At 65.1% G+C, this 22,405-nt stretch carries 21 protein-coding genes; 3 read left to right on the top strand and 18 right to left on the bottom strand.

Features of this window, described 5'->3' with window-relative positions; genetic code table 11:
• Positions 1 to 108 precede the first annotated feature (108 nt).
• From AC04SI_RS05780 to AC04SI_RS05730, 11 genes are all read right to left on the bottom strand, one after another.
• Positions 109 to 1,917, bottom strand: coding sequence for an ABC transporter ATP-binding protein (locus AC04SI_RS05780; protein WP_404278603.1), 1,809 nt, complete (start codon positions 1,915 to 1,917; stop codon positions 109 to 111).
• Positions 1,914 to 2,858: an acetamidase/formamidase family protein gene (locus AC04SI_RS05775; RefSeq protein WP_404278601.1), complete on the bottom strand. Its 945-nt coding sequence runs from the start codon at positions 2,856 to 2,858 to the stop codon at positions 1,914 to 1,916. The genes AC04SI_RS05780 and AC04SI_RS05775 overlap by 4 nt, the downstream gene beginning before the upstream one ends.
• Complete coding sequence (locus AC04SI_RS05770; RefSeq protein WP_404278598.1) at positions 2,848 to 4,491, bottom strand: ABC transporter substrate-binding protein; 1,644 nt, start codon at positions 4,489 to 4,491, stop codon at positions 2,848 to 2,850. The genes AC04SI_RS05775 and AC04SI_RS05770 overlap by 11 nt, the downstream gene beginning before the upstream one ends.
• Before the next feature lie 34 nt (positions 4,492 to 4,525).
• The gene (locus tag AC04SI_RS05765) at positions 4,526 to 5,446 is read right to left on the bottom strand and encodes an ABC transporter permease (RefSeq protein ID WP_404278596.1); all 921 of its coding nucleotides are present in this window, start codon (positions 5,444 to 5,446) and stop codon (positions 4,526 to 4,528) included.
• Complete coding sequence (locus AC04SI_RS05760; RefSeq protein ID WP_404278773.1) at positions 5,443 to 6,309, bottom strand: ABC transporter permease; 867 nt, start codon at positions 6,307 to 6,309, stop codon at positions 5,443 to 5,445. The genes AC04SI_RS05765 and AC04SI_RS05760 overlap by 4 nt, the downstream gene beginning before the upstream one ends.
• Before the next feature lie 19 nt (positions 6,310 to 6,328).
• Positions 6,329 to 6,931 carry an ANTAR domain-containing response regulator gene (locus AC04SI_RS05755; RefSeq protein ID WP_404278594.1) on the bottom strand — a complete coding sequence of 201 codons (603 nt, stop codon included), beginning with the start codon at positions 6,929 to 6,931 and terminating at the stop codon, positions 6,329 to 6,331.
• Positions 6,928 to 8,022: a transporter substrate-binding protein gene (locus AC04SI_RS05750; RefSeq protein ID WP_404278592.1), complete on the bottom strand. Its 1,095-nt coding sequence runs from the start codon at positions 8,020 to 8,022 to the stop codon at positions 6,928 to 6,930. The genes AC04SI_RS05755 and AC04SI_RS05750 overlap by 4 nt, the downstream gene beginning before the upstream one ends.
• Before the next feature lie 177 nt (positions 8,023 to 8,199).
• On the bottom strand, positions 8,200 to 9,189 hold the full coding sequence (locus AC04SI_RS05745; RefSeq protein WP_404278590.1) for an energy transducer TonB family protein: 990 nt from the start codon (positions 9,187 to 9,189) through the stop codon (positions 8,200 to 8,202).
• Positions 9,186 to 9,677 (bottom strand): TonB system transport protein ExbD, encoded by a 492-nt coding sequence (exbD, locus tag AC04SI_RS05740; RefSeq protein ID WP_404278588.1) that lies wholly within the window; start codon positions 9,675 to 9,677, stop codon positions 9,186 to 9,188. Before exbD ends, AC04SI_RS05745 begins: the two co-directional genes overlap by 4 nt.
• 6 nt (positions 9,678 to 9,683) lie before the next feature.
• Positions 9,684 to 10,643 carry a tonB-system energizer ExbB gene (gene exbB, locus AC04SI_RS05735; RefSeq protein WP_488474000.1) on the bottom strand — a complete coding sequence of 320 codons (960 nt, stop codon included), beginning with the start codon at positions 10,641 to 10,643 and terminating at the stop codon, positions 9,684 to 9,686.
• A 17-nt stretch (positions 10,644 to 10,660) separates the two neighbouring features.
• Complete coding sequence (locus AC04SI_RS05730; protein ID WP_404278584.1) at positions 10,661 to 11,446, bottom strand: ATP-binding cassette domain-containing protein; 786 nt, start codon at positions 11,444 to 11,446, stop codon at positions 10,661 to 10,663.
• A gap of 169 nt (positions 11,447 to 11,615) precedes the next feature.
• Between AC04SI_RS05730 and AC04SI_RS05725 the strand changes: the two genes are divergently transcribed.
• Both AC04SI_RS05725 and AC04SI_RS05720 read left to right on the top strand, forming a co-directional pair.
• The gene (locus AC04SI_RS05725) at positions 11,616 to 12,092 is read left to right on the top strand and encodes a TonB-dependent receptor plug domain-containing protein (RefSeq protein ID WP_488473999.1); all 477 of its coding nucleotides are present in this window, start codon (positions 11,616 to 11,618) and stop codon (positions 12,090 to 12,092) included.
• A gap of 12 nt (positions 12,093 to 12,104) precedes the next feature.
• Positions 12,105 to 12,782, top strand: a complete 678-nt coding sequence (locus AC04SI_RS05720; RefSeq protein ID WP_404278580.1) for a cysteine hydrolase family protein — start codon at positions 12,105 to 12,107, stop codon at positions 12,780 to 12,782.
• A 67-nt stretch (positions 12,783 to 12,849) separates the two neighbouring features.
• On the opposite strand, the gene AC04SI_RS05715 is transcribed toward AC04SI_RS05720, so the two are convergent.
• Positions 12,850 to 13,785, bottom strand: coding sequence for an LLM class flavin-dependent oxidoreductase (locus AC04SI_RS05715; RefSeq protein ID WP_404278578.1), 936 nt, complete (start codon positions 13,783 to 13,785; stop codon positions 12,850 to 12,852).
• 130 nt (positions 13,786 to 13,915) lie between these two features.
• The gene (locus AC04SI_RS05710; RefSeq protein WP_404278576.1) at positions 13,916 to 14,071 is read right to left on the bottom strand and encodes a hypothetical protein; all 156 of its coding nucleotides are present in this window, start codon (positions 14,069 to 14,071) and stop codon (positions 13,916 to 13,918) included.
• A 294-nt stretch (positions 14,072 to 14,365) separates the two neighbouring features.
• On the opposite strand from AC04SI_RS05710, the gene AC04SI_RS05705 reads away from it, so the two are divergent.
• Entirely contained in the window at positions 14,366 to 15,133 is a 768-nt protein-coding gene (locus AC04SI_RS05705) for an SDR family NAD(P)-dependent oxidoreductase (RefSeq protein ID WP_404278575.1), read from the top strand.
• 30 nt (positions 15,134 to 15,163) lie between these two features.
• Here the strand turns inward: AC04SI_RS05705 and AC04SI_RS05700 are convergent, their stop codons facing one another.
• The 5 genes from AC04SI_RS05700 to AC04SI_RS05680 form a co-directional block, all read right to left on the bottom strand.
• Positions 15,164 to 16,108 carry an ABC transporter permease gene (locus AC04SI_RS05700; RefSeq protein ID WP_488473998.1) on the bottom strand — a complete coding sequence of 315 codons (945 nt, stop codon included), beginning with the start codon at positions 16,106 to 16,108 and terminating at the stop codon, positions 15,164 to 15,166.
• Positions 16,105 to 17,160, bottom strand: a complete 1,056-nt coding sequence (locus tag AC04SI_RS05695; protein ID WP_404278571.1) for an ABC transporter permease — start codon at positions 17,158 to 17,160, stop codon at positions 16,105 to 16,107. Before AC04SI_RS05695 ends, AC04SI_RS05700 begins: the two co-directional genes overlap by 4 nt.
• Positions 17,160 to 18,680, bottom strand: coding sequence for an ABC transporter ATP-binding protein (locus AC04SI_RS05690; protein WP_488473997.1), 1,521 nt, complete (start codon positions 18,678 to 18,680; stop codon positions 17,160 to 17,162). Before AC04SI_RS05690 ends, AC04SI_RS05695 begins: the two co-directional genes overlap by 1 nt.
• Positions 18,681 to 18,923: 243 nt before the next feature.
• Positions 18,924 to 19,949: a BMP family protein gene (locus tag AC04SI_RS05685; RefSeq protein ID WP_488473996.1), complete on the bottom strand. Its 1,026-nt coding sequence runs from the start codon at positions 19,947 to 19,949 to the stop codon at positions 18,924 to 18,926.
• Between the two features lie 339 nt (positions 19,950 to 20,288).
• Complete coding sequence (locus AC04SI_RS05680; protein WP_404278565.1) at positions 20,289 to 22,361, bottom strand: 3-hydroxyacyl-CoA dehydrogenase NAD-binding domain-containing protein; 2,073 nt, start codon at positions 22,359 to 22,361, stop codon at positions 20,289 to 20,291.
• Positions 22,362 to 22,405 lie beyond the last annotated feature (44 nt).

Genomic DNA, 22,405 nt, shown 5'->3' with positions numbered 1-22,405 from the left:
GCGGAAAGATATCATGCCGACTGTCGGATTTGCGTGCAGCCCCCCAGCGCCCTTTTGCTAGCTAGGCAATCAGGCGATCGAGTCAACCCGACCGCGTTCACGAAAACTTCAGACGGCCACGAGATGCCCGCCACCGACATCCGTTAGAGCCAAACGCGGCGGAGTCTCACCGATCCGTCGCGTCGAGCTCGGGATTTCCCGGTCGAGGCGCGCGAAGCGCTCCCTTCGCCGCGTGGGATCGGGCACCGGCACGGCCTCGATCAGGCGCTTCGTGTAGGGATGGCGTGGGTTGGAAAACACCTGGTCGCGGGTGCCCATCTCGACGATCTGGCCGAGATACATGACGGCGACACGCTCGGAAATGTTCTCGACCACCGCCATGTCATGCGAAATGAACAGATAGGCGACGCCGAATTCGCGCTGCAATTCCTTCAACAGGTCGAGCACACGCGCCTGCACCGAGACGTCGAGCGCCGACACACTTTCATCGGCGATGATCAGCTTCGGCCGCAAGGCAAGCGCCCGCGCAATGCAGATGCGCTGGCGCTGACCGCCGGAAAATTCGTGCGGATAGAGCTCCATCTGGTCGGCCGACAGGCCGACGCGCTCGAACAACGCCGCCACACGCTCTCTACGTTCTTCTCTCGACCCGATGCCATGGATCAGCAGTGGCTCGGCGACGAGGTCGCCGACGCGCATGCGCGGATCGAGCGAGGCGTAGGGGTCCTGAAAAATCATCTGCACGTCGCGGCGCACCGCTTTGCGCTCGTCGCGGCCGAGCCCCGACAGATTACGCCCGCCGATGGCGATGTCGCCGCTATAAGGCACCAGCCCGGCCAGTGCTTTGGCGGTGGTGGACTTGCCGCAGCCGGATTCGCCGACCAGCGCCAGCGTCTCGTTCGGCGCGATCGAAAAGCTGACGCCTTCGACGGCGTGGACGCGCCGGTCGACCCTGCCGAAGAAGCCGCCACGCAGGTCGAAGCGGACATGCAAATCATTGACATCGGCGACATTAGCCGGCTTTGCCGCTTCGGTGGCATCCTTGGATTCCTGACGGCCGGCACCGGTGCCGATGCGCGGCACGGCGGCCAGCAGTTCGCGCGTGTAGTCGGCCTGTGGCCTGGCGAAAATGTCGGTCGCCGCACCCTCTTCGACCATGCGGCCATGCCGCATGACGATGACGCGGTCCGCCATTTCGGCGACCACCCCCATGTCGTGGGTGATCAGGATGACGCTGGTGCCGTGCTCGCACTGCAAATCGCGTAGCAGTTCCAGCACCTCGCCTTGCACGGTGACGTCGAGCGCCGTCGTCGGTTCGTCGGCGATCAGCACGTCCGGTTCCAGCGCCAGCGCCATGGCGATCATCACGCGCTGGCGCATGCCGCCCGACAGTTCGTGCGGAAACTGCTTTAGCCGGCTTTCGGCTTCGGAGATGCGCACCGCCTTCAGCGCTTCGACGGCGCGCCGCTGCGCTTGCGCCTGGGAGAGGCCGGTATGCGCCTCGATGGATTCGGTCAGTTGCCGGCCGATCGACAGCACCGGGTTGAGCGAAGTCATCGGCTCCTGGAAGATCATCGCGATGCGGTCGCCGCGAATGCGCTGCATCTGCCGCTCGCTGAGCCCCGCCAGATCGGTCTCACCAAGCCGGATGGCGCCCGATGAGATCCGACCGGCAGGCTGCGGCAGCAGCTGCATGATCGCCAGCGCCGTCATCGATTTGCCGGAGCCGGACTCGCCGGCAATGCAAAGCGTCTCGCCGCGCTGAAGCCTGAAGGAAAGGTCGGACACCACCTCCCGCTCGCCGTCCTCGCCACGCACGGAGACGCACAGGCCGGCAATGTCCAGCACCGGCCGGGCTGCGATCGATCCGACCGGGGCGGCAGCCCCGGCCGGTTTATTGGCGGCACGTGCGTTCATTCGAATACGCAGCGCGGGAAGTAGAACGACACGACCCAGTTCGGCATGTCGACGACTTCCGATATGCGAAGATCGCCGCAGACCGAGGCAAGCATATAGGCCTCGACCGGGTCGAGCTTGTAGCGGCTGGCCAGCAGGTCAACCATCTGCGAGACAGCCTCTTTCGCCCCGGTCATCAGGTCCGGGCCGATGCCGGTCGTCACCTCATAGCCCTTGGCGTCGAGATGACGCGTCACCGGGCCAGGCGTGGTGAAGCGCGGCGTCTTCAGCCGCGCATCCTTCACCAGGTCGAGCTTCAGCACGACATCCATCGGGCTTTCGATCGCCGTGCCGCAGACCTCGCCATCACCTTGCGCAGCATGGGTGTCGCCGACCGAGAACAGCGCGCCCGCCACCTCCACCGGCAAATAGAGCGTTGTGCCGGCGGCGAGGTCGCGTATGTCGAGATTGCCGCCGACGCGCCTTGGCGGCACCACCGAGTGAAGGCCCTTCTCGGCCGGTGCATTGCCGATGGTGCCGGCAAAGGGTTTTAGCGGCACGCGCGCGTTTTTGCCGAACAACGCCGGCTCGAGCGAGGTGGCGTCGTATGTCCAGATGTTCAGCGCCGGCTCCTTGAAGTCGTCGGCGAGCAAGCCGAAGCCGGGGATGTTCGCCGTCCAGCCGAAGCCGGACGGTTTGAACATTTCGATCGTCACCTTCAGCGCGTCACCCGGCTCGGCCCCTTCGACGAAGATCGGCCCGGTCACCGGGTTGACCCTGGCGAAGTCGAGCTTGGCGATGTCGGCAGTCGTGCTGTCGGCCTGAAGTTGGCCGCCCCCGGCGTCCAGACACTGGAACTCGATGGTCGAGCCGGGCGCCACCCGCTCGGCCGGGGCAAAGGAATTGTCCCAGCCGAAATGGTGGTGGCGCCCGTGGATGGTGTAGTCGCAGTTATTGCACATCTTTTACGTACACATTGTCGTAGTTGATCGGGATATGGACCGGGTCGACATAGAGGTTGTCGGCGCCGCCCATGCGGGGCGACTTCATGGTGAAGCGCTGCTCGTTGAACACCGGCGCCCAGGGTGCATCCTCCATGATCTTGTCGTAGATCGAGCTCCACATCTTGTCGCGTTCCGCCGCCTTGGCCGGGTCGACTACGGAGTCGGCCTCCGCCGCCTTGGCGTCGAGATCCTTGTTGCAGTACCACGACCAGTTCCAGCCGCCGGGCACGGCGCCCGCGCAGCCGAGGATCGGTCCGTAGAAGTTCGACGGATCGGGGAAGTCGGCGATCCAGGCCATGCCGCCCGACCAGATCATCGGCGCGCCGGCCTTGTCGCCGCCTGCGGCAATGACGTTGGCCTGCGCCAGTGACTGGATGCTGGCCTTGATGCCGACCGCCGCCAAATCCTGCTGGATCGCCTGGGCGATGCGCGGGTTAGGATCGGTGTTCATCGCGAACAATTGCGTCTCGAAGCCGTCGGGATGGCCGGCTTCGGCAAGCAGCGCCTTGGCCTTGGCGACATCGTAGGCATAGCCCTTGAAGTCCTTGTCGTAGCCCGGCATCGACGGCGGCAGCGGCTGGTTGGCCGGCACGGCGCGGTTGTTGATCAGCTGGACGATGCGCTCCTTGTTGATCGCCATGTTGACCGCCTGCCGCACCTTCACATTGTCAAAGGGCGCCATGGTGGTGTTCATGGTGACATAGCCGGTGTGCAGCTGCCCGCCCACCACGACACGGGCCTTTTGCTCGGGATCGGCCATCACCTCCTGGAACTTGGCCGGCGGGATGCCGTCGCCGGGCACGTCGATCTCGCCCTTCTGCAGGCGCAGCAGCGCAACGATCGGCTCCTGGCCGATCTCGAAGGTGATCTTGTCGAGATGCGGCAGACCCTTGTGCCAGTAATCCGGATTGCGCTCGAACACGATGCGCTGGCCGAGCGTCCATTCGGCGAGCTTGAAAGCACCGGTACCGACCGGGTGCTTGCCGAAATCGGCGCCGTATTTCTCGACCTCTTCCTTCGGCACCACATGCGAGAAGTTGATCGCCATGACATGCAGGAAGGTGGCGTCGGGACGGGTCAGCTCGAACTTGACCGTGTAGGGGTCGACGACGGTGACGCCCGCCAGGCTCTCAGCCTTGCCGGCGGCGACGTCGTCATAGCCCTTGATCGAGCCGAAGAAGCCGGCGCCGGGGCTCTGCGTCTTCGGATTGGTGACGCGGTCAATCGAGTACTTGACGTCGTCGGCCGTCATCTCGCGGCCATTGTGGAACTTCACCCCGTGGCGCAGCTTGAAGGTGAAGGTCTTGCCGTCGGGCGAGATCTCGTAGCTTTCGGCGAGGTCGGGTTTCAGGTTGGTGGTGCCTGGCTCATAGTCCATCAGCCCGTCGAACAGGCTCTTGATCATCGACCAGTTCTGCCAGTCATAGCCGATCGCCGGATCGAGCGTGGCGACGTCGTCCTTGTAGGTGATGGTGATCGCGCCGCCCTGCTTGGCGTTCGGATCGACGGCGTCCTCGGCGCGTGCGCTTGCCATGCCGAGCATCAGCGCCAGCGCCGATGCCGCTACTGTGGGTGCCAAAAATCGCTTCATTGACGGTTCCCTTTCTCTGGTTGTTTTCTGGTTTTCATCTGAGCTTGATGCGCGGGTCGATGAACGGCGCGACGATGTCGGCCAAGAGATTGCCGAGCACGATGGCGAAGGCAGACACCAGCGTGACGCCCATGATGATCGGGATGTCGACGCGCTGGATGGCCTGCCAGGCGAGCTGGCCGATGCCGGGCCAGCCGAACACGCTTTCGACCACCACGATGCCGCCCATGAAGATGCCGATGTCGATGCCGATCATGGCAATGACCGGCAGGATGGCGTTGGGCAGCGCATGGCGAAAGATGATGGCACCGCGCGCCAGGCCCTTGGCGCGCGCGGTGCGCACATAGTCCTGGCGCAGCACGTCGATCATCGACGAGCGCATCATGCGCGCGTACCAGCCGGCGCCAAGGATGCCCATGGTCAGCGAAGGCAGCACCAGGTGGCGCCAGGTGCCGTAGCCGCCGATCGGAAACCAGCTCAGTCGCACGGCAAAAACATAGAGCAGCAAAAGGCCGACGACGAATTGCGGCGCCGAGACGCCGACGAAGGAGGCGACCATCAGCGTCTGGTCGGTGGCGGTGCCGCGCTTGACGGCGGCAATCAGGCCCATGCTCAGGCCGATCAGCAGCTCGCACAGGATAGCGCCAACCATCAAAAGCAACGTCGCTGGCAGGCGCGAGACGATCAGCTCGGCGACCTCGGAGCGCTGGATGTAGGAGCGGCCGAGATCGCCACTGAGCAGGCTCACCAGATAGTGCCAGTACTGGACGACGAAGGGCTGGTCGAGACCGAGTTGCTGGCGGATGTTCTCGACCGTCTGCGGCGTGGCGCTGCGGCCGGCGATCTGCCGCACCGGATCGGCCGGCAAGAGATAGAGCAGTGCAAAGGTGATCAGCGAGACGCCGAGCAGGATCAGCAGCGACTGGATGATGCGGCGGCCGAGATAGGCGATCATGCCCGGCCCCTTTGCGTCGGATCGAGGATGTCGCGCAGCGCGTCGCCGATCAGGTTGAAGGCAAGCGCCAGCGCCAGGATCGCGGCACCCGGGAAAAACACCAGCCAGGGTGCGGCCTGGAAGTACGTCTGGTTCTCGAAGATGATATTGCCCCACGACGCCGTAGGCGGCTGCACGCCGATGCCGAGATAGCTGAGCGTCGCCTCGAGCAGCACGGTGGTCGAGATGCCGAGCGTGCCCCAGACGATGATGGTCGGCAAAAGATGCGGCAGGATATGGCGAAACAGGATGCGTGGCGCACTTGCGCCGATGGTGCGTTCGGCATCGATGAACTCGCGCTCGGCGAGCGAGCTGGTCTCGGTGTAAATGACGCGCGCGGTCTGCACCCAATTGACCAGCGCGATCACCATGGCGACGATCCACAGGCTCGGCTCGAACACCGCCGCCAGACAGATGGCGAGCAGTAGTGCCGGAAACGCCATCATCAAATCGGTGAACCGCATCAGCGCGCTACCGATCCAACCACGGAAATAGCCGGCGGTGACGCCGACCAGCGTACCGATCAGCAGTGCCACGCCATTGGCGACGATGCCGATGATCAGCGAAGTGCGCGCGCCAAACAGGATGCGGGTCAGCAGATCGCGGCCGAGCAGGTCGGTGCCCAGCCAGAATTTGGCATCGGGCGGCAGCGGCGCGCCTTCAAGCGTCAGCCCGTCGAACATCTGCTCGTTCGGATCGTAGCCGGTCAGCCACGGCGCCAGGATGGCCCCGGCGAGGACGATGGCGATGATGACCAAGCCGAGCACCGCCAGCGGTCGCTTGATCAGCCGCCGCCAAACGCCGGCGCGCGGCTTGACTGGCATGCGCCCGGCTGCCGGCAGGTCAGGCGCGGTGGGACTGGTCATCGCCACCCTCTTCTTCAGTCATCGCCACGATCCGCCGCGCCGCCTCTTCGAGGCTGATCTGCCAACTCATCGCCAGCGATCTCAGCTGCCCATAGGCGCGGTCGTCGTCGGCGCCCTTCGATAGCGCAGCCACCGCGCGCACGATGGTCTGGCGCTCGGCGACGCGCTGGCGCAGCGAGGCGATCTCGCCCGCCAGGTGCTTGCGCGCCTCAAAACTCTGCCGCGCGATCAGCAGCGCACTGTAGACGCCGGCATTGCCGACCGGCTTCAAGAGCTGGGCGTCGGCCTTGTGCGACAGTGCCCATTCGATGCGGCCCGGCGCCTCGGAGCCGATCAGCGCCACCAGCGGCATCGGTGCTTCGCCCGGTTTCCAGGGGAATTGCTCGTCGAAACCGAGATCGGCATCGAAGAAGACGAAATCGGCCGCCAGCACTTCGGGCGGCAATTCAGGCCAGCAATCGACCGTGTCGAGACCGATGGCCGACAATTGCCTGGTGATCGCCTGCACCGTCGGATGCGGACGATGCAGGATGAAGGCCCGCGCGCCGCCAAGATTGGGGATGCGTAGGATTCTCGTCACGACACCACCCTCAGGCGCGGACGGCCGAATGTCCTGGCGGGGTCGTAGCGCGACAGATATGGATCCGGCGCCACCTCGTCCTCGCGGCTGACGACCTCGAAGAACCCGTCCGCGATCCGCCCGATCATCACCGGCAGCGTCGCGTGCTGGGAGTGGGCGTCGATGGCGATCGGCCCGAGCCGGGTGGAGAAGCGCCGTTCGGCGAAGGCCTTGGAAAATTCCGCCGGACCGGCGTCGGGATCGTGCGAGAGCACGTCGGCCATCACCTGCACGGAGGCATAGGCGGAGGCCTCGAAGGACGAGGCGAATGCGGCCGGCCGCGGCGCGAAATATGGCCCGACCGACAAATGCCCCTTCCCGGTTTCGCCGATCGCCGGCAGCTCGCCCTCGGTGAGATTGCAGGAGATGACGGGGCAGGCTTCGGGGCTGAAGGCGGGATCCTCATCCGCCAGGTCGCGATAGGCCGCGAGGAAAGCGTAGGACGATGTGCCGATCAGATTGTTGAGGATGAAGTTCGGTCGCGTGGCCCGGATTTCCCCAATCAGACGCGACACGTCGGTCTCGCCGATGCGCAGATAGCGCTCGCCCAGAACCTTGCCGCCGGCATCGGCGATCAAATCGCGCGCCACGCGGTTCATCTCCCAGCCCCAGATATAGTTCGATCCGAGTAGGAAGCCGTTGGCGCCGAAGCGCGGCACGACATGTGCCATCAGCGGCACCAGGTGCTGGTTTGGGCAAGCATGCATATAGACCACATGCTCGTTGGCCTCGAACCCTTCATAGGGGCAGGCGTACCAGAGCATTCCGCCCGCTTTCTCCAGAACTGGGATCGTCTCCTTGCGGCTCCAGGAAGTGACGCAGCCGACGACATGGCGCGCGCTGCTGGTCTTGAAGATGTCCTCGCACAGTGTCGCATAGCGATCCGCATTGCTTTGCGGATCGCGCTCGACAGGCACCAGTTCGATGCCATGGCGGCGGTCGGCGTTGATGTCGGCGATGGCGCGCATCGCGCCCATCCGGCACGCGTCGGAGACGAGCTGATAGCTTCCCGACCGCGAGTAGAGGATGCCGATCTCGATACGCTGTTTCAAGCAAAGCCCCAAATGACAATGCCCCGCAGCCTCGACCCGGTGGGAGAGGCATACGAGGCATTCTTGCCGCCCGGCGACCAAGGCCGGTATTTTCGTGGATCAGCCTATTCCGTCCCGTCGGTCAGTCAAGCGCGAAAGTGATTGCATGGCGCGCCGGCTGGCTGGAGGGATTTCCAGCTAGTCGCGCAGGCTGAAAACGAAAGGCGCCGTGCGGGTGACGCGCGCACCGAGCTCCGCCGGCGGCGTGGGCACCGTGGCGCCCTTCAGCGCGCTGAGCGCCGCGCGGTCGAGATCGGCGTCGCCCGACGAGCGGGCAAGCCGAGCAGAGACCACTCTGCCGGACGCGTCGACGATGAAGGTCACGTTCGGGGTGCCTTCGGCCCGTCTGGATTTTGCCGCGCTCGGGTAGCGCGTGTGCCGCCGGATCCACGCCGCCAGGCTGGCATTCCACCGCGACGGGCTGACGCTCGACCGCGGCGCCCCATCGGACGACTTTGGCGCGGCGGCCTTGGCCGCAGCCTTGGCGTCGATGCTGGCAGTCGTCACCGTCTTGGGCGGTGCTGCCTTCTCCTTCTTCTTGCGCTGTTTCGGCTTTTCGACAGGCTTCTTTTCCGTCGTCTTCTTCGCTTCGACCGGCTTGTTCGCCTTGACTTCCGTCTGGATCGGCTTCGGCTGCGGCAGCGGGATGACCACGTCGGGCGCGACCGTCTCGACGATGTCGGGCACGACCTCTTCGAGTGGTGGCGGCTGCTCGCTCAGCGCTGCAACCGTCGGCTCCGCCGGCTCGGGCGCCGTGGCCTCTTCGGCTTCGACCGGCTGTTCGGCGACCGGCTCCGCATCTTCCACGACCGGCTCCGGTGTCGGCTCGGTCACCGGCTTCACCTCGGCGATGGTCTCCTCAACTGGATCGGCCTGGTCGGGCGTCACCACATCCGACATCGGCGTCTCTTCCTGAACGGCGGGTGCGATCACCATCGGCGACATTTCGATCGCCAGTGCCGGTGGCGGCCCGCCATCCGACATCTCGGTCAGGCTGAAATTCTGCACGGCATAGGCGACCGCCACATGCGCGACCAGAACCAGAGCTGCCGCGCCTGCCCACAGGCCAGCCGTGCGCACGCTGAAGCGCGGCGGATCGATCCTGGGCAGGGCGGCGGCTTCAGTCATTGGGCTGGGCTGCCGTTTGGCGCCGGCGCCGGACTTCCGCTCGTGGCCGGCGCGGTGGCATCGGCGGCGGGCAATGTCTCCAGCCCGACCAGCGCGATCTTGAGATAGCCGGCGCCGCGCAGAAGGTTCATCACCTCCATCAGATCGCCATAGCCGACCGTCTTGTCGGCGCGCAGAAAGATGCGCGTCTGCTTGTCGCCCTTGGTCCTGCCGTCGAGCACGGCGGCTAAGGTGGGGCGCGGCACGCTGTCATTGCCGATCGCCAGGGTGAGATCGCTTTTCAGCGTCAGGAAGATTGGCGTCTCGGGCCGCGGCGCCGGCGTCGCGGTCGAGCCGGGCAGGTCGACATTGACATCGACCGTCGCCAGCGGTGCCGCGACCATGAAGATGATCAGCAGCACCAGGATGACGTCGATGAACGGCGTGACGTTGATCTCGTGGCTTTCCTCGAGATCGTCGCTTGCCGTTTCGCGAATTCTAGCCGCCATGGCTGCTTACTCCGCTGCCATGGCACTTGCCGGCGGCACGGTGCGGAAATCGAGGTCGCGGCTGACCAGCCGCTCGACGCCAGCCGAGGCATCGGCAAGGATCTGCCGGTAGCCGGCTATGGATCGCGCAAAGACGTTGTAGATGACCACCGCCGGGATTGCCGCCACCAGGCCCATGGCGGTGGCGAGCAGCGCCTCGGCGATGCCGGGCGCCACGACCGCCAGATTGGTGGTCTGCGCCTGCGAGATGCCGATGAAGGCGTTCATGATGCCCCAGACTGTGCCGAACAGGCCGACAAAAGGCGCGGTCGAGCCGATCGTCGCCAGCAGGCCGGTTCCGCGCGACATGCGCCGCGCCGCGGCCGCCTCGATACGCGCCAGGCGGGACGTGACGCGCTCCTTCAGGCCCTCGCCCGAGACGTGATTGAGCGCGCCGGCCGAAAGCGCCGCCTCTTCCTCGGCTGCGCGCACCAGAAGGGCGCCGGGGCCGTTGTTGTGGCCGAGCGCACGCCCGGCCTGCATCAGCGTCGCGGCATTGCCGATGGCGTTGGCCGCGCGGCGCGCGCGCAGCTTGCCGCCAAAAATCTCCAGCGACTTGGCCAGCCAGATCGTCCAGGTGACAAAAGACGCGAAGGCAAGCCCGATCATCACCGCTTTGACGATGATGTCGGCGGCCATGAACATGCCCCAGGGCGACAGGTCGTGTGGCAGCGTCAGCGAGATCACCGTCGACGGCTCTGCTCCTGCCGCTGGCGGTGCCGGCTGAACGCCTGGCTGCGGCTCCGCCGGCGCGGCTGCGGCCGGCGCATTTGCGGCGGGCGCGGAGGGCGCTTGTGCCGCCGGGGCCTGGGTTACCGGGGCCTGTACTGCCGGAGCCGGCGTTGCCGGCTGTTCCTGCGCCACGACTGCGCCGGTCGACAGGACGACCGATGCGGCCAGCGCCGCCAACAAACCAGTTCTGGACACGCTTCGTCCTCGCTTTGTCATTGCACGTAACCGATCGGCTGGCCGGTGACGGGATGCGCAAACACCCCCATCTCGACGCCGAAAATACCCTTGAGCACGTCGCCCTGCATGATCTCGCCGGGCGTGCCGCGGGTCAGCAGCCGGCCGTCCTTCAGCGCGATCAGCTCGTCGCAGTAGCGCGCCGCCATGCTGGGATCGTGCAGCACGACGACGACGCAAAGGTCGCGTTTGCGGCTGAGATCCTTGACGAGGCGCAGCACTTCGACCTGATGCGCGATGTCGAGCGCCGAGATCGGCTCGTCGAGCAGCATGACGCCGGCATTCTGCGCCACCAGCATGGCGAGCCAGGCGCGCTGGCGCTCGCCGCCGGACAGTTCGTCCACCAACCGGTCGGCGAAACCGGCCATGTCGGTCAGCGCCAGCGCCTCCTCGACATGCCTTTTGTCCTCATGGCCGAAGCGGCCGAGCGCGCCATGCCAGGGATAGCGCCCGAGCGTCGCCAGTTCGCGCACGGTGAGGCCGGTCGCCGCCGGCGTCGTCTGCGGCAGGTAGGCCAGCGCACGCGCCAATTCGCGCGCGCCCCATCCGGCCAGCGGCCGCTCGGCGAAGCTGATCGCGCCGGCACTTGCCGGCTGCTGGCGCGCCAGAAGCTTGATGAGCGTCGACTTGCCCGACCCATTGTGGCCGATCAGTCCGTAGACGCGCGAACGCTCGAGTTCGAGCGAGACCGGGCCGAGCAGGGTCCGCTCGCCGACGGCGAAACGCACCGCTTCGATACGGAAGGCAGTTTGAACTCCAGCCACGCTTTCGGCCTTTCTGCAACTCCGGCTTGCGCAGGTCCCAGCATCCGGTTCCCGGCAACCATTGCCTATGAAACATGAGTTTACTAGTCAACTCTGAAGATGACTTTTTGAATCAACAAAAATGTCGTGACGCACGGGCGGCACGTCGAAATCGGGCAAGTTCCGGGGGTTGGCGCGGCTGGTTTCTGCTCGTGGAACATTTCGGGGCGGACGAAGCCTGCCTGCGGCGGCCATATCGCTGGTTGCGCTCTTCGGCGGCGGTCGGGCTTTCGCGCAGGAAGCGACCAATCTCGACCCGATCCAGGTGCAGGAACGCGTCGACAACGCCTTCGGGCCGGTCGACGGTTATGTCGCCAAACAAGGCTCGACCGGCACCAAGACCGACACGCCGCTGATTGAGACGCCGCAGTCGATATCGGTCATCACCAAGGACCAGATGGAAGCCCAAGCCGTCAACAGCCTGAACGATGCGCTGCGCTACATCCCCGGCGCCACCGGCAATCTCTACGGCGCCGACAATCGCGGTCTCGGTCTGCAGCTGCGCGGCATCTACCGGCGCCTGCATGACGCCCAGCACCTGGCATCGGCGACTGAGAGGGTGGACGGCGGCGCCTTCCCCGACCACGATGATGGGCAGCAAGCGTGAGGCAAGCGGCACATGATCAAGGCGACACCGTTCGATTTCCCCTATGACGGCAGGCTGGTGCCGGAAAACACCGCCCTCATCGTCATCGACCTGCAACAGGATTTCCTGTCGACGACTGGCTATTTTGCCAAACAGGGCTACGACCCGGCTCCACTGCGCGCCATCTTGCCGACGGTTAGCCGGCTGATCGCGGCAGCACGCGCGGCCGGCCTCAGGATCATCCACACCAGGCAAGGCTATCGGGCCGACATGGCCGACATGACGCCGTACGAAAAATGGCGCCGCAAGCGCGCCGGCCTCGACGGCACCGACATCCTGCTGCGATCCGGTTCCGGCTTCCAGATCGTGCCAGAGATCGACATCGCACCTCAGGACATCATCGTCGACAAGACCTGCAACGGCGCCTTCACCTATACAGATTTGGAACTTGTCCTGCGCTCGCAGGGCATCACGCATCTCTTGTTTTCGGGATGCACGACCGATGTCTGCGTGCACACAACGCTGCGCGAGGCCTGCGATCGGAATTTCCAGTGCCTGACGATTTCGGACGCCTGCGCCAGCGGCGACAGATACGCGCATGAGGCAGCGCTGCACATGATCACGGTCGAGGACGGCGTCTTTGGGGCGCTGGCGGATTCAAGTGCTGTGCTGGCGGCGCTGTCGCGGCTGTCTGGGAAGGCGAGAGAATGAAAACGGTAGCGATCCTTCACACGCCTCTGGTGAAGGATCGCTACAGAAGGGCTCTCTTCTGCACAGCTCAGCCCGCCGCGCGAACTTCCGGAACAGCGCGCGATACAAACGCCTCCGGCTGCGGCATCTCGGCCTCGCGGCGCGCCAGCGTGTTACTGAGCAGCGTCGCCGTTTCGCGGCCGACCGTGGCGATCTCGCGTGGCCGGTCGATGCCGGCGATCATGAACTCATTTACACCCAGGGCCGCATAGGGCAGCAGCGAAAGCGCGATCTGCCCCGGCGGACCTGAAACCTCGATCGCCTTGTGATCGGTGGCGGCGGCCTTGCCTTCGGAACGAATCCGAACCGGCAGCGCGAACCGCACCTTGCCGGCGCGCCCGTGTTCGGCAGCAGCACTGCGCACGCGCTGCATCAGCAGCCTAACCTCGTCCAGCGAGCCGGCGGCCAATTCGAAGACATCCGCATGCCGCCCGGCAACCTTGAGCGCGGTTCCGGACTGTCCGCCCATGCGGATGGTCACGCAGTGCGGCCCCTTGCGCGGGACGTAGCCGCCTTTGACGCTGTAGAAGGCGCCTTCATGGTCGAAAGGCCTGTCGTTCGACCACAGCCGCTTCAGCAAGACCAGATATTCGTCAATGCGTTGCCAGACCACAGTGTGGCCGACCGGACGCGCCTCGGCATCGTCGTCGCTGAGCGGCTCACTGAGCATCCTGAGCGACAGCCGGCCGCCGCTTTTGACATCCAGCGCCGCCAGTTGCCGCGCCGCCACCGTCGGCTCGATGACGCCGGCCCAATGTGTCAGCACCACTTCGAGCGACGAGGTGCGGTCCAGCGTCTGGGCGGCAATGTCCATATTGGTCAAAAGGCCGGCCTGATCGTCGACGACGATCTTCCTGAAGCCGGCATCCTCGACCAGCGAGAGCTTGTTCGCGGTCTCGACGAAATCATAGAAAAAACTGGCGTCCTGCGTTTTACCGGGAACATGCGTGAACTCGATCGGCATTGCCATCTCCTCCATCACGTTGGGAATAGCTGATGCGGCGAATCCGAAATCCATCACCCGGGCGCACGAAAGCGCACCGCGATCAGGTTTTTCAAACTCGGATTGAAGGCGGTAGGCCGCCACCCCTAACTCAGGGAATAAGGCCGAGAACGACTGCCCCGGTGAACACGAACGCAAGAGCGAAAACGAGATAGGCGAAGGCGCCCGCATAGGCCGGGCGAAAGGCCTGGCCATTGACCAGCCTCTGGCCGTTGCGATCAGTCTGAGCGTTCTGGATATAGGACATATCGACCTCCGTCTCGCCGGTTAATCTATAAAATCAGTAGACTTTGTCGAGTGCTATTTTTTGGCGATTGTTGGAACGATTTTCTCCAGTCGGCGGAAAATTTGGTTCCGCTTTGCTGAGCGCTGCGTAATCGCGATCGATCGGCCAAGGCGGCGACATGCGCCTCCGCGCTTGAATGGCCCTATATCCTCGCCTTTCTGCCCGGTTTCAGGCATTGGCCATCCGGTGCTTGAAGGATAGCATCATCGCAAACGGCAATGTGAAACGACCAATCCAGGGCATGGGAGAAAAGGCATGGGCGAAAGACTGGCGGGCAAGGTCGCCATCGTTTCGGGCGGCGCGACCGGAATGGGCGGGGCGGCCTCGGAACTGTTCGCGGCGGAAGGCGCCAAGGTGGCGATCATCGACCGCAACGGCGAAGCCGCGGCAGCTACGGCAGCGGCGATCCGGGCGCGTGGCCATGTCGCCGAGCATTTCGTAGCCGATGTTTCCGACGAAGCGCAGGTCGAGGCCGCGGTGAAGGGCGCTGGCGAAAAACTCGGCCCGGTCACCGTGCTGTTCAACCATGCCGGAACCATCGTGATAAAGCCCTTCCTGGAGACGACCGTTCAGGAATGGGACTGGCTGCATGCCGTCAATGTGCGCTCGATGTTCCTGATGACGCGCGCCGTGCTGCCCGGCATGATATCAGCCGGCGGCGGCTCGATCGTCTGCACCTCGTCGATCTCGGCGGTGGCGGCGACGCCGATGGAAGTGCTCTACGACACCACCAAGGGCGCCTGCCACATGTTCGCGCGCGCCATCGCCGTCGAGTTCCGCGACCGCAACATCCGCTGCAACGCGGTCTGCCCCGGCTTCATCCGCACGCCGCATGGGATGCGCGAGGTCGCCGATCTGGGAAAACTCGGCGTCGATGTTTCCGATGCGGCACTCGCCGCGCAGCAGGGCCGCATCGGCGAGCCGGAAGAGGTGGCGAAGGCCGCGCTGTATCTGGCCAGCGACGAGTCGAGCTTCGTCACCGGCGCGCATCTGTTCGTCGACAACGGCTTTACCGCGATGTGAGAAGCGGAGCGCTGGCAGCCGCTCGGGCTGTCAGCGCTCCTCGCGTCGAAACGGCTTGAGCAGCGCTGAAGGCGCCACTGCATTGCGCGACATCACCGCCATGGCGACGATGGTGAAGATGAAGGGCAGCATCAGGAACGCTTCATAGGGGATATGGCCGAGCCCGCTCGCCTGCATGCGCAGTTGCAAGGCGTCGACGAAGGCGAACAGCAGCGCGGCGCCCGCCGAGCGCCACGGGTCCCAGCGGCCGAACACCACCAGCCCGATCGCCACCCAGCCGCGCCCGGAGACGACGCCGAAGGTGAAGGCGTTGAACTGCGCCATCGACAGGAAGGCCCCGGCCAGGCCCATCAAGGCGCCGCCGAGAATGACGGCCTGGAAACGCGTGGCAATGACGCCGACGCCGGCAGAATCGGCAGCGCGCGGATTTTCGCCGACCATGCGCACCGACAGGCCCCAGGGCGTGCGGTAAAGCACGAAGGCGGCAAGCGGGATGGCGATGATCGCCATGTAGACCAGCGAGAACTGGTTGAACACCGCCGGTCCGAGCACCGGGATGTCCGAGAGAACCGGGATTGGCAGCGTCTGAAAACCCTTGATGTTCGGCGGCACCGATTGCTGGCCGAAGATCAACCGATAAAGGAAATAGGCTAGCCCTGAACAGAACAGCGTCACGCCGATGCCGCAGACATGCTGGCTGAGGCCGAGCGCCACCGTAAACAGCGCATGCAGCGCCCCCATCAGCATGCCTGTCAGCACCGCGACCAGCACGCCCAGCCACAAGCTGCCGCTCAGGCTGGTGGCGGTGAAGCCGGTCATCGCCGATAGCAGCATGATGCCTTCGATACCGAGATTGAGCACGCCGGCCCGCTCGGAGAACATTTCGCCGAGCGTCGCAAAGGCCAGCGGCGTAGCGATGCGGATAATCGCGCCGAGGAAGCCGACCTGAAAGATCTGTTCGAACACCGCGCTCATCGCGCAGCTCCGACGCGGCGGAGGCGATAGGCGGTGAACAGCAGCGCCACCAACATGGCAAGCAGCGCCGTGCCCTGGATGACATCACTGAGGAAAGCCGGCACGCCGGTCGCCCGCGACATCGCCTCGGCGCCGGTCATGACGGCGGCAAGGAAGATCGCCGCCGGCACCACGCCGAGCGGATTGAGTCTCGCCAGCATGGCGACGACGATGCCGGAATAGCCGTAGCCCGGCGAGATGTCGCTCATCACCTGGAAATGCACGCCGCCGACCTCGCCGACCCCGGCCAGCCCGGCCAGCGCACCGGAGAGCAGCGCGGTCGAGATCAGCACGCGTTCGACATGGATGCCGCCATAGCGCGCCGCCTCGGGGTTTTCGCCGGTGACCCGGATCCGGAAGCCGAGCGTCGTGCGCACGATCAGGAACCAGATCAAGGGTGCCGCGACCAGCGCCGCCACCACGCCGAGATGCAGCCGCGTGCCTTCGAGCAGCACCGGGAAGTTCGCCGAATCCTCGATCGGCGGCGAGATCGGATAGCCGCTGAAACTGTCCTTCCACGGCCCCTCGATCAGCGCCATCAGGGCGTAGAAGATGACCGAGTTGAGCAGCAGCGAGCTGACCACGTCGTCGACCTTGAATTTCACCCTGAGCGTCGCCGGCACCAGCGCCACCGCGGCACCAGCGGCAGCACCCGCCAGCGCCATCAAGAGCATGGCGAGCGGCCCCGGCATAGGGATGGCGCCGACGGCGCAGCTAGCCACCGCACCCGCCAGCAACTGCCCCTCGGCGCCAATGTTCCAGAATTTTGCGCGGAAGGCGATCGCCACGGCAAGTCCGGTGAAGATCATCGGTGTTGCCCGAACCAGCGTTTCGGTGATGGCGTAGCTGTCGCCGAGCGAGGCCGAAAACATCACGCCATAGGCTTCGACGACGCCGGCGCCGGCCAGCGCAATGAGGCCGCTGCACAGGATGAGTGTCGCCCCGATCGCCAGCAGCGGCAGGGCCAGATTGAACCAGGCGGGTGTCGAGGTGCGGGCTTCGAGGCGAAACATCAGGCCGCCTCCTCTGCCTGCCCGGCCCCGGTCATCAGCAGGCCGAGCCGCGCCACGGTGGCGTCCGCACTGTCCAGCGTGCCGGCGATGCGGCCCTCATACATCACCGCGATGCGGTCGCAGAGCATCAGCAGTTCCTCGAGATCCTCGCCGATGACGATGATGCCGCAGCCCTTGGCCCGCATGTCCAAGAACTTTTCGTGGATGAAACGGGCGGCACCTATGTCGAGGCCGCGTGTCGGCTGCGACACGATCAGCACTTTTGGGTCGAAGGCAAGCTCGCGCGCCAACAGCGCCTTCTGCAGATTGCCGCCGGACAGCGCCCCGGCACGCGTCATCGGCCCGGGGCAACGAATGTCATACACTTTGATCTGTTCCTCAGTGAAGGCGCGGATCGCATCGGGCTTGAGCAGCCCCTTGCGGCTGAAGGCTTCGGTGCCGATGCGCGGCAGCACCATGGAATCGGCGAGCGGCAGATTGGTGACCAGCCCGGTCGTCATGCGGTCCTCCGGGATGCGCCCGAGACCGAGCGTCTGCACCTCGCGCGGCGAGAACCGCGACACTGCTTTGCCGGCTATCGTCATCTGGCCGGCGTCCGGTATGAGCACGCCTGAGATCACATCGGCCAGCGCCCGCTGGCCGTTGCCGGAGACGCCGGCAATGCCGAGGATCTCGCCGGCACGGACCGCGAGCGAGACGCCGCGCAGCACCGTACCTGAATGACCTGACGTCGAAATGCCGTCGAGGGTGAGCACCGCCGCACCCGGTGTCGACGGCCCCCTGGCCGGCGGCACGATCTCGTGGCCGCACATCAGTTGCGCCATCTCGGATGAAGTGGTCGTGGCCGGCGTATCGACACGCCCCGCGACACGGCCATGCCGCAGCACCACGCAGCGATGCGTCAGCGCCCGCACCTCGTTGAGCTTGTGCGAGATGAAGATGATGCCGAGTCCTTGCGCGGCCATCGAACGCAGCGCCGCAAACAGCCCGTCGACCTCCGTCGGCGCCAGCACCGCTGTCGGCTCGTCGAGGATCAAGAGCCGCGCGCCGCGAAACAGCGCTTTGACGATTTCCAGCCGCTGCTGTTCGCCGACCGACAAAGCCGACACCGGGAGGTCGGGATCGAGCGTCAGCCCGTGCTGCCGGCCGATTTCGTTGAGCCGCGCCAGTCCGCCGGCGCGATCGATCCGGCCGGACTTGCCGGGAATGCCGATCAACAGGTTTTCCAGCACCGACAGCCGCGGCGCGAGGTGAAAATGCTGGTGCACCATGCCGATGCCGGCGGCGAGCGCATCGGCCGAGCTGTTGATCCGCACCGGCTGGCCCTGGATAAGAATCTCGCCGGCGTCGGGCGCATAGGCGCCGAACAGCACGTTCATCAGTGTCGTCTTGCCGGCACCGTTCTCGCCCAGCAAGCCGAGGATTTCGCCCGGCGCCACACTGAGATCCACGGCCTCGTTCGCCTTGACGGCGCCGAAGCTCTTGGTGATGCCGCGCATTTCGATGAGAGGGGCGGGCAAGGGCAACTCCGATCGGAACTGGCTTTATGATTCAGCTTTGACTGGATGGGAATGCGCTGCACCCCCTCTGTCCTGCCGGCCATCTCCCCCTCAAGGGGGGGAGATCGGATGTCACGTCGGCTTTCGCTAACCGTTCGCCATCAAGGTAGCGCCGCCGACGAAGCTGCCAATCTCCCCCCTTGAGGGGGAGATGTCCGGCAGGACAGAAGGGCGGGCAGGCATCCACCCCCAAAAAGCAGAACCTCAATCCGAAACCGGCGTGTTCTCGTCCACGTCGACGCGGAAATTGCCTTCGAGGATTTCGGTCTTCTTCTTTTCGACCAGATCCTTGACCTCCGCCGGCAACGTCTTGTCGAATTTGTGGTATGGCGCCAAAGAGGAACCGCCCTTGGCCATGCGCGAGAAATCACCATAGTCCTGCGCGGTGACGCCGGCCTTGACCAGTTTGATCGCCTGTTCGACGGTCGGATACATGTTCCAGACCGGCCCGGTGATCACCGTGTCGGGGCCGAGGCTCGACTGGTCGGACATGTTGGAGATGGCGAGGATCTTCTTCTCCACCGCCGCTTCGATGACGCCGAAGCGCTCGGCATAGATCACGTCGACGCCGGCATCGATCTGGGCGATCGCGGCTTCCTTCGCCTTCGGCGGATCGAAGAAGGAACCGATGAAGGCAACCTTCTTCTTGATGTTCGGATTGACCTCCCTGGCGCCGGCAAAGAAGGCGTTGACCAGCCGGTTCACTTCCGGAATGCCCATCGCCGCCACGGCGCCGATCGTGCCCGATTTCGACATCTTGCCGGCGATCAGGCCGGAGAGATAGGCCGGCTCATGGATCCAGTTGTCGAAGACGCCGAAATTGGGTTCCGCCGGCCCGGCGCCCGAGCCGAACAGCCAGGCGGTCTTCGGAAACTGCTTGGCGGTACGGCGCGATTCACGCTCGGCGGCGAAGGCATCGCCCAGCACCAGCTGGTAGCCGCCTTGCGCATATTCGCGCATGACGCGGCTGAAGTCGGCGGTCTGCACCTTTTCCGACCATTTGTACTCGATGCCGAGCTCTTTCTCGGCCTTCTGCAAGGCGACGTGGATCTGGTTGTCCCACGGCTCCTCGATCGGCGTGGCGAAGATCGCCGCCACCTTCAGTTTGTCCTTGGCGAAGGCATTGCCCGGCAGCATGGCGGCAGCCAGGCCAAGTGCGCCCAGTTCCAGCACGTTGCGTCGCGATAAACCCTCGCGTTTCGATTGGATTTTGCAGTTGTCGTTTTTCATGGAAATGCCCCTCTGGTTGACAGCCGTGTCGAGCCGGCTGTTCTCAGGAATGTCCGACAGGGAACTATGGAACGGCGCCTGAGTTTTGTCCACGTGGTCAAATTTGGCTTTTATGATGTTGAACTTGAGAAGCGTTGGTGGGACAGCGCCCCCCTCTGTCCTACCGGACATCTCCCCCACGAGGGGGGAGATCGGATGTCGCCAATGCTCTCGCCAATCTCCAACGTCACAAAAAGCGGCGCCATCGGCGAAGCTGCCAATCTCCCCACTTGTGGGGGAGATGTCCGGCAGGACAGAGGGGGGCGCGAAGGAACGCCAGCGCTCGTTCTGGATGGCTCGCTATCGGCCGACTGCACTTTCCCACGAACCGGTCTCGGCCATGCGCCTGAGCAGGCGCCCCGGCTTGAAGACATCCTTGCCGGTCCGCTCGTGCCAATGGTCGAGGCGCTCGACGATCTTGTCGCCCCCTTCGAGCCCGGCCCAGAACATCGGCCCGCCCTTGCCGACCGGAAAGCCGTAGCCGTTGACCCAGACGACATCGATGTCGGACGCGCGGGCCGCGATCTTTTCCTCGAGGATCTTGGCGCCTTCGTTGACCAGCGGATAGAGCGTGCGTTCGATGATCTCGTCTGCGTCGATCGCGCGCGCCGCGATGCCTTTTTCGGCCGCCTTGGCGCGGATCAGCGCTTCAACCTCCAGGTCGGGAACCGGCGTGCGAGAACCGTTCTCATAGCGATAGAAACCGCTGCCGGTCTTCTGGCCGAAACGCCCCTGTTCGCACAGCGCATCGGCGATCACGGCCGTCAGCCCGCGCGCCTTGCGGTTGCGCCAGCCAATGTCGAGGCCGGCGAGATCGCCCATCTGGAACGGCCCCATCGGCCAGCCGAAATCGGTGAACACACGGTCGATCTGGCTGGGCGTCGCACCTTCCAGCAGCAGCGCCTCGGACTCCGCACCGCGCGCGGCCAGCATGCGGTTGCCGACGAAACCATGGCAGACGCCGACGACCACAGGCACCTTGCCGATCCGCCGCGCCAGTTCGACGACGGTCGCCAGCACGTCCGGCGCGGTCCTTTCGGCGCGCACGATTTCCAAGAGCTTCATGACATTGGCCGGCGAAAAGAAATGCAGGCCGACGACATCCTGCGGCCGCGACGTCGCGGCGGCGATGGCGTTGACGTCGAGATAGGAGGTGTTGGTGGCTAGGATCGCGCCGGCCCTGGCCACCGCGTCGAGCTTGCCGAACACCTCCTGCTTGACCGCCATCTCCTCGAACACCGCCTCGACGATCAGGTCGCAATCGGCAAGGTCGGCATAGTCGGTGCTGCCTTTGAACAGGTCGAGCCGCTGCTGCCTGGCCTCTTCACTGAGCGAGCCACGCGAAACGGAAACGGCATAGTTCTTGTCGATGGTCGCCAGCCCACGATCCAGCGCCTTGCGGCTGGTTTCCAGCAAGGTCACGGGAAAACCGCCATTGGCGAACGCCATGGCGATGCCGCCGCCCATCGTGCCGGCGCCGATGACGCCGACCTGGGCGATCTTGCGCCAAAAAGCATCCTTGCCGGAACCCTTTGCCGCCTCACGCTCAGCAAAGAACAGATGCCGCTGCGCGCGCGATTGATCACCGGCAACGAGTTTCAGGAACAGTTCGCGCTCCGCCGCCAGCGCTTCGTCGAAGGACAGCGAAATCGCGTTGCGGACCGCCTGCGCGCAGGCGATCGGGGCTTCGAGGCCCCGCGCCTTCTTGGCCAACTCCGTCGCCTGCCTGTCGAAGGCGGCGAGATCGGTCTTTCCCAGACGATCGTTGCGGTTACGCACGGGCAGGAATGGCCCGCCTTTGACGACCATTTCGCTGGCGAAACGAACTGTTTGCGCAAGAAGATCGCCATCGAACACCGCATCGACCAGGCCCGCCTCAAGCGCTTCGGCAGCACCGATCGGCGCCCCCGAGACGATCATGCCGAGCGCCTTCTCCGCGCCGACGAGGCGCGGCAGCCGTGCCGTGCCGCCGCCACCCGGCAGCAAGCCGAGTTTTACTTCCGGCAGGCCGAGTTTCGCATTGCTGTCGGCGACGCGGAAATGGCAACCGAGCGCCAGTTCCAGCCCGCCGCCAAGCGCGGTGCCGTGAATGGCGGCGACCGTCGGCTTGGCGATGGTCTCCAGCAGCGCGATGACGGCGCGCAGCTCCGGCTGCTGCACCGGCTTGCCGAATTCGGTGATGTCGGCGCCGGCAACAAAAGTCCGCCCGGCACAGGCAATCACGATGGCCGCGACGGTAGGATCGTCGCGCAGTGCGGCCAGCGCCTGGTGAAGAGGCTCGCGCACGTGGAAGCTCATGGCGTTGACCGGCGGATTGTCGATGGTGACGACCGCGACATCGCCGTCCCTTGCAACGCTGACGAAATCGGACAAGACGAACCTCCAGCAAGTGCGAACCGCGCCCGCGGGGTTTACAG

It is taken from the genome of Mesorhizobium sp. CNPSo 4689, assembly GCF_057784325.1.
This window is presented reverse-complemented; position numbering and strand designations above follow the sequence as displayed.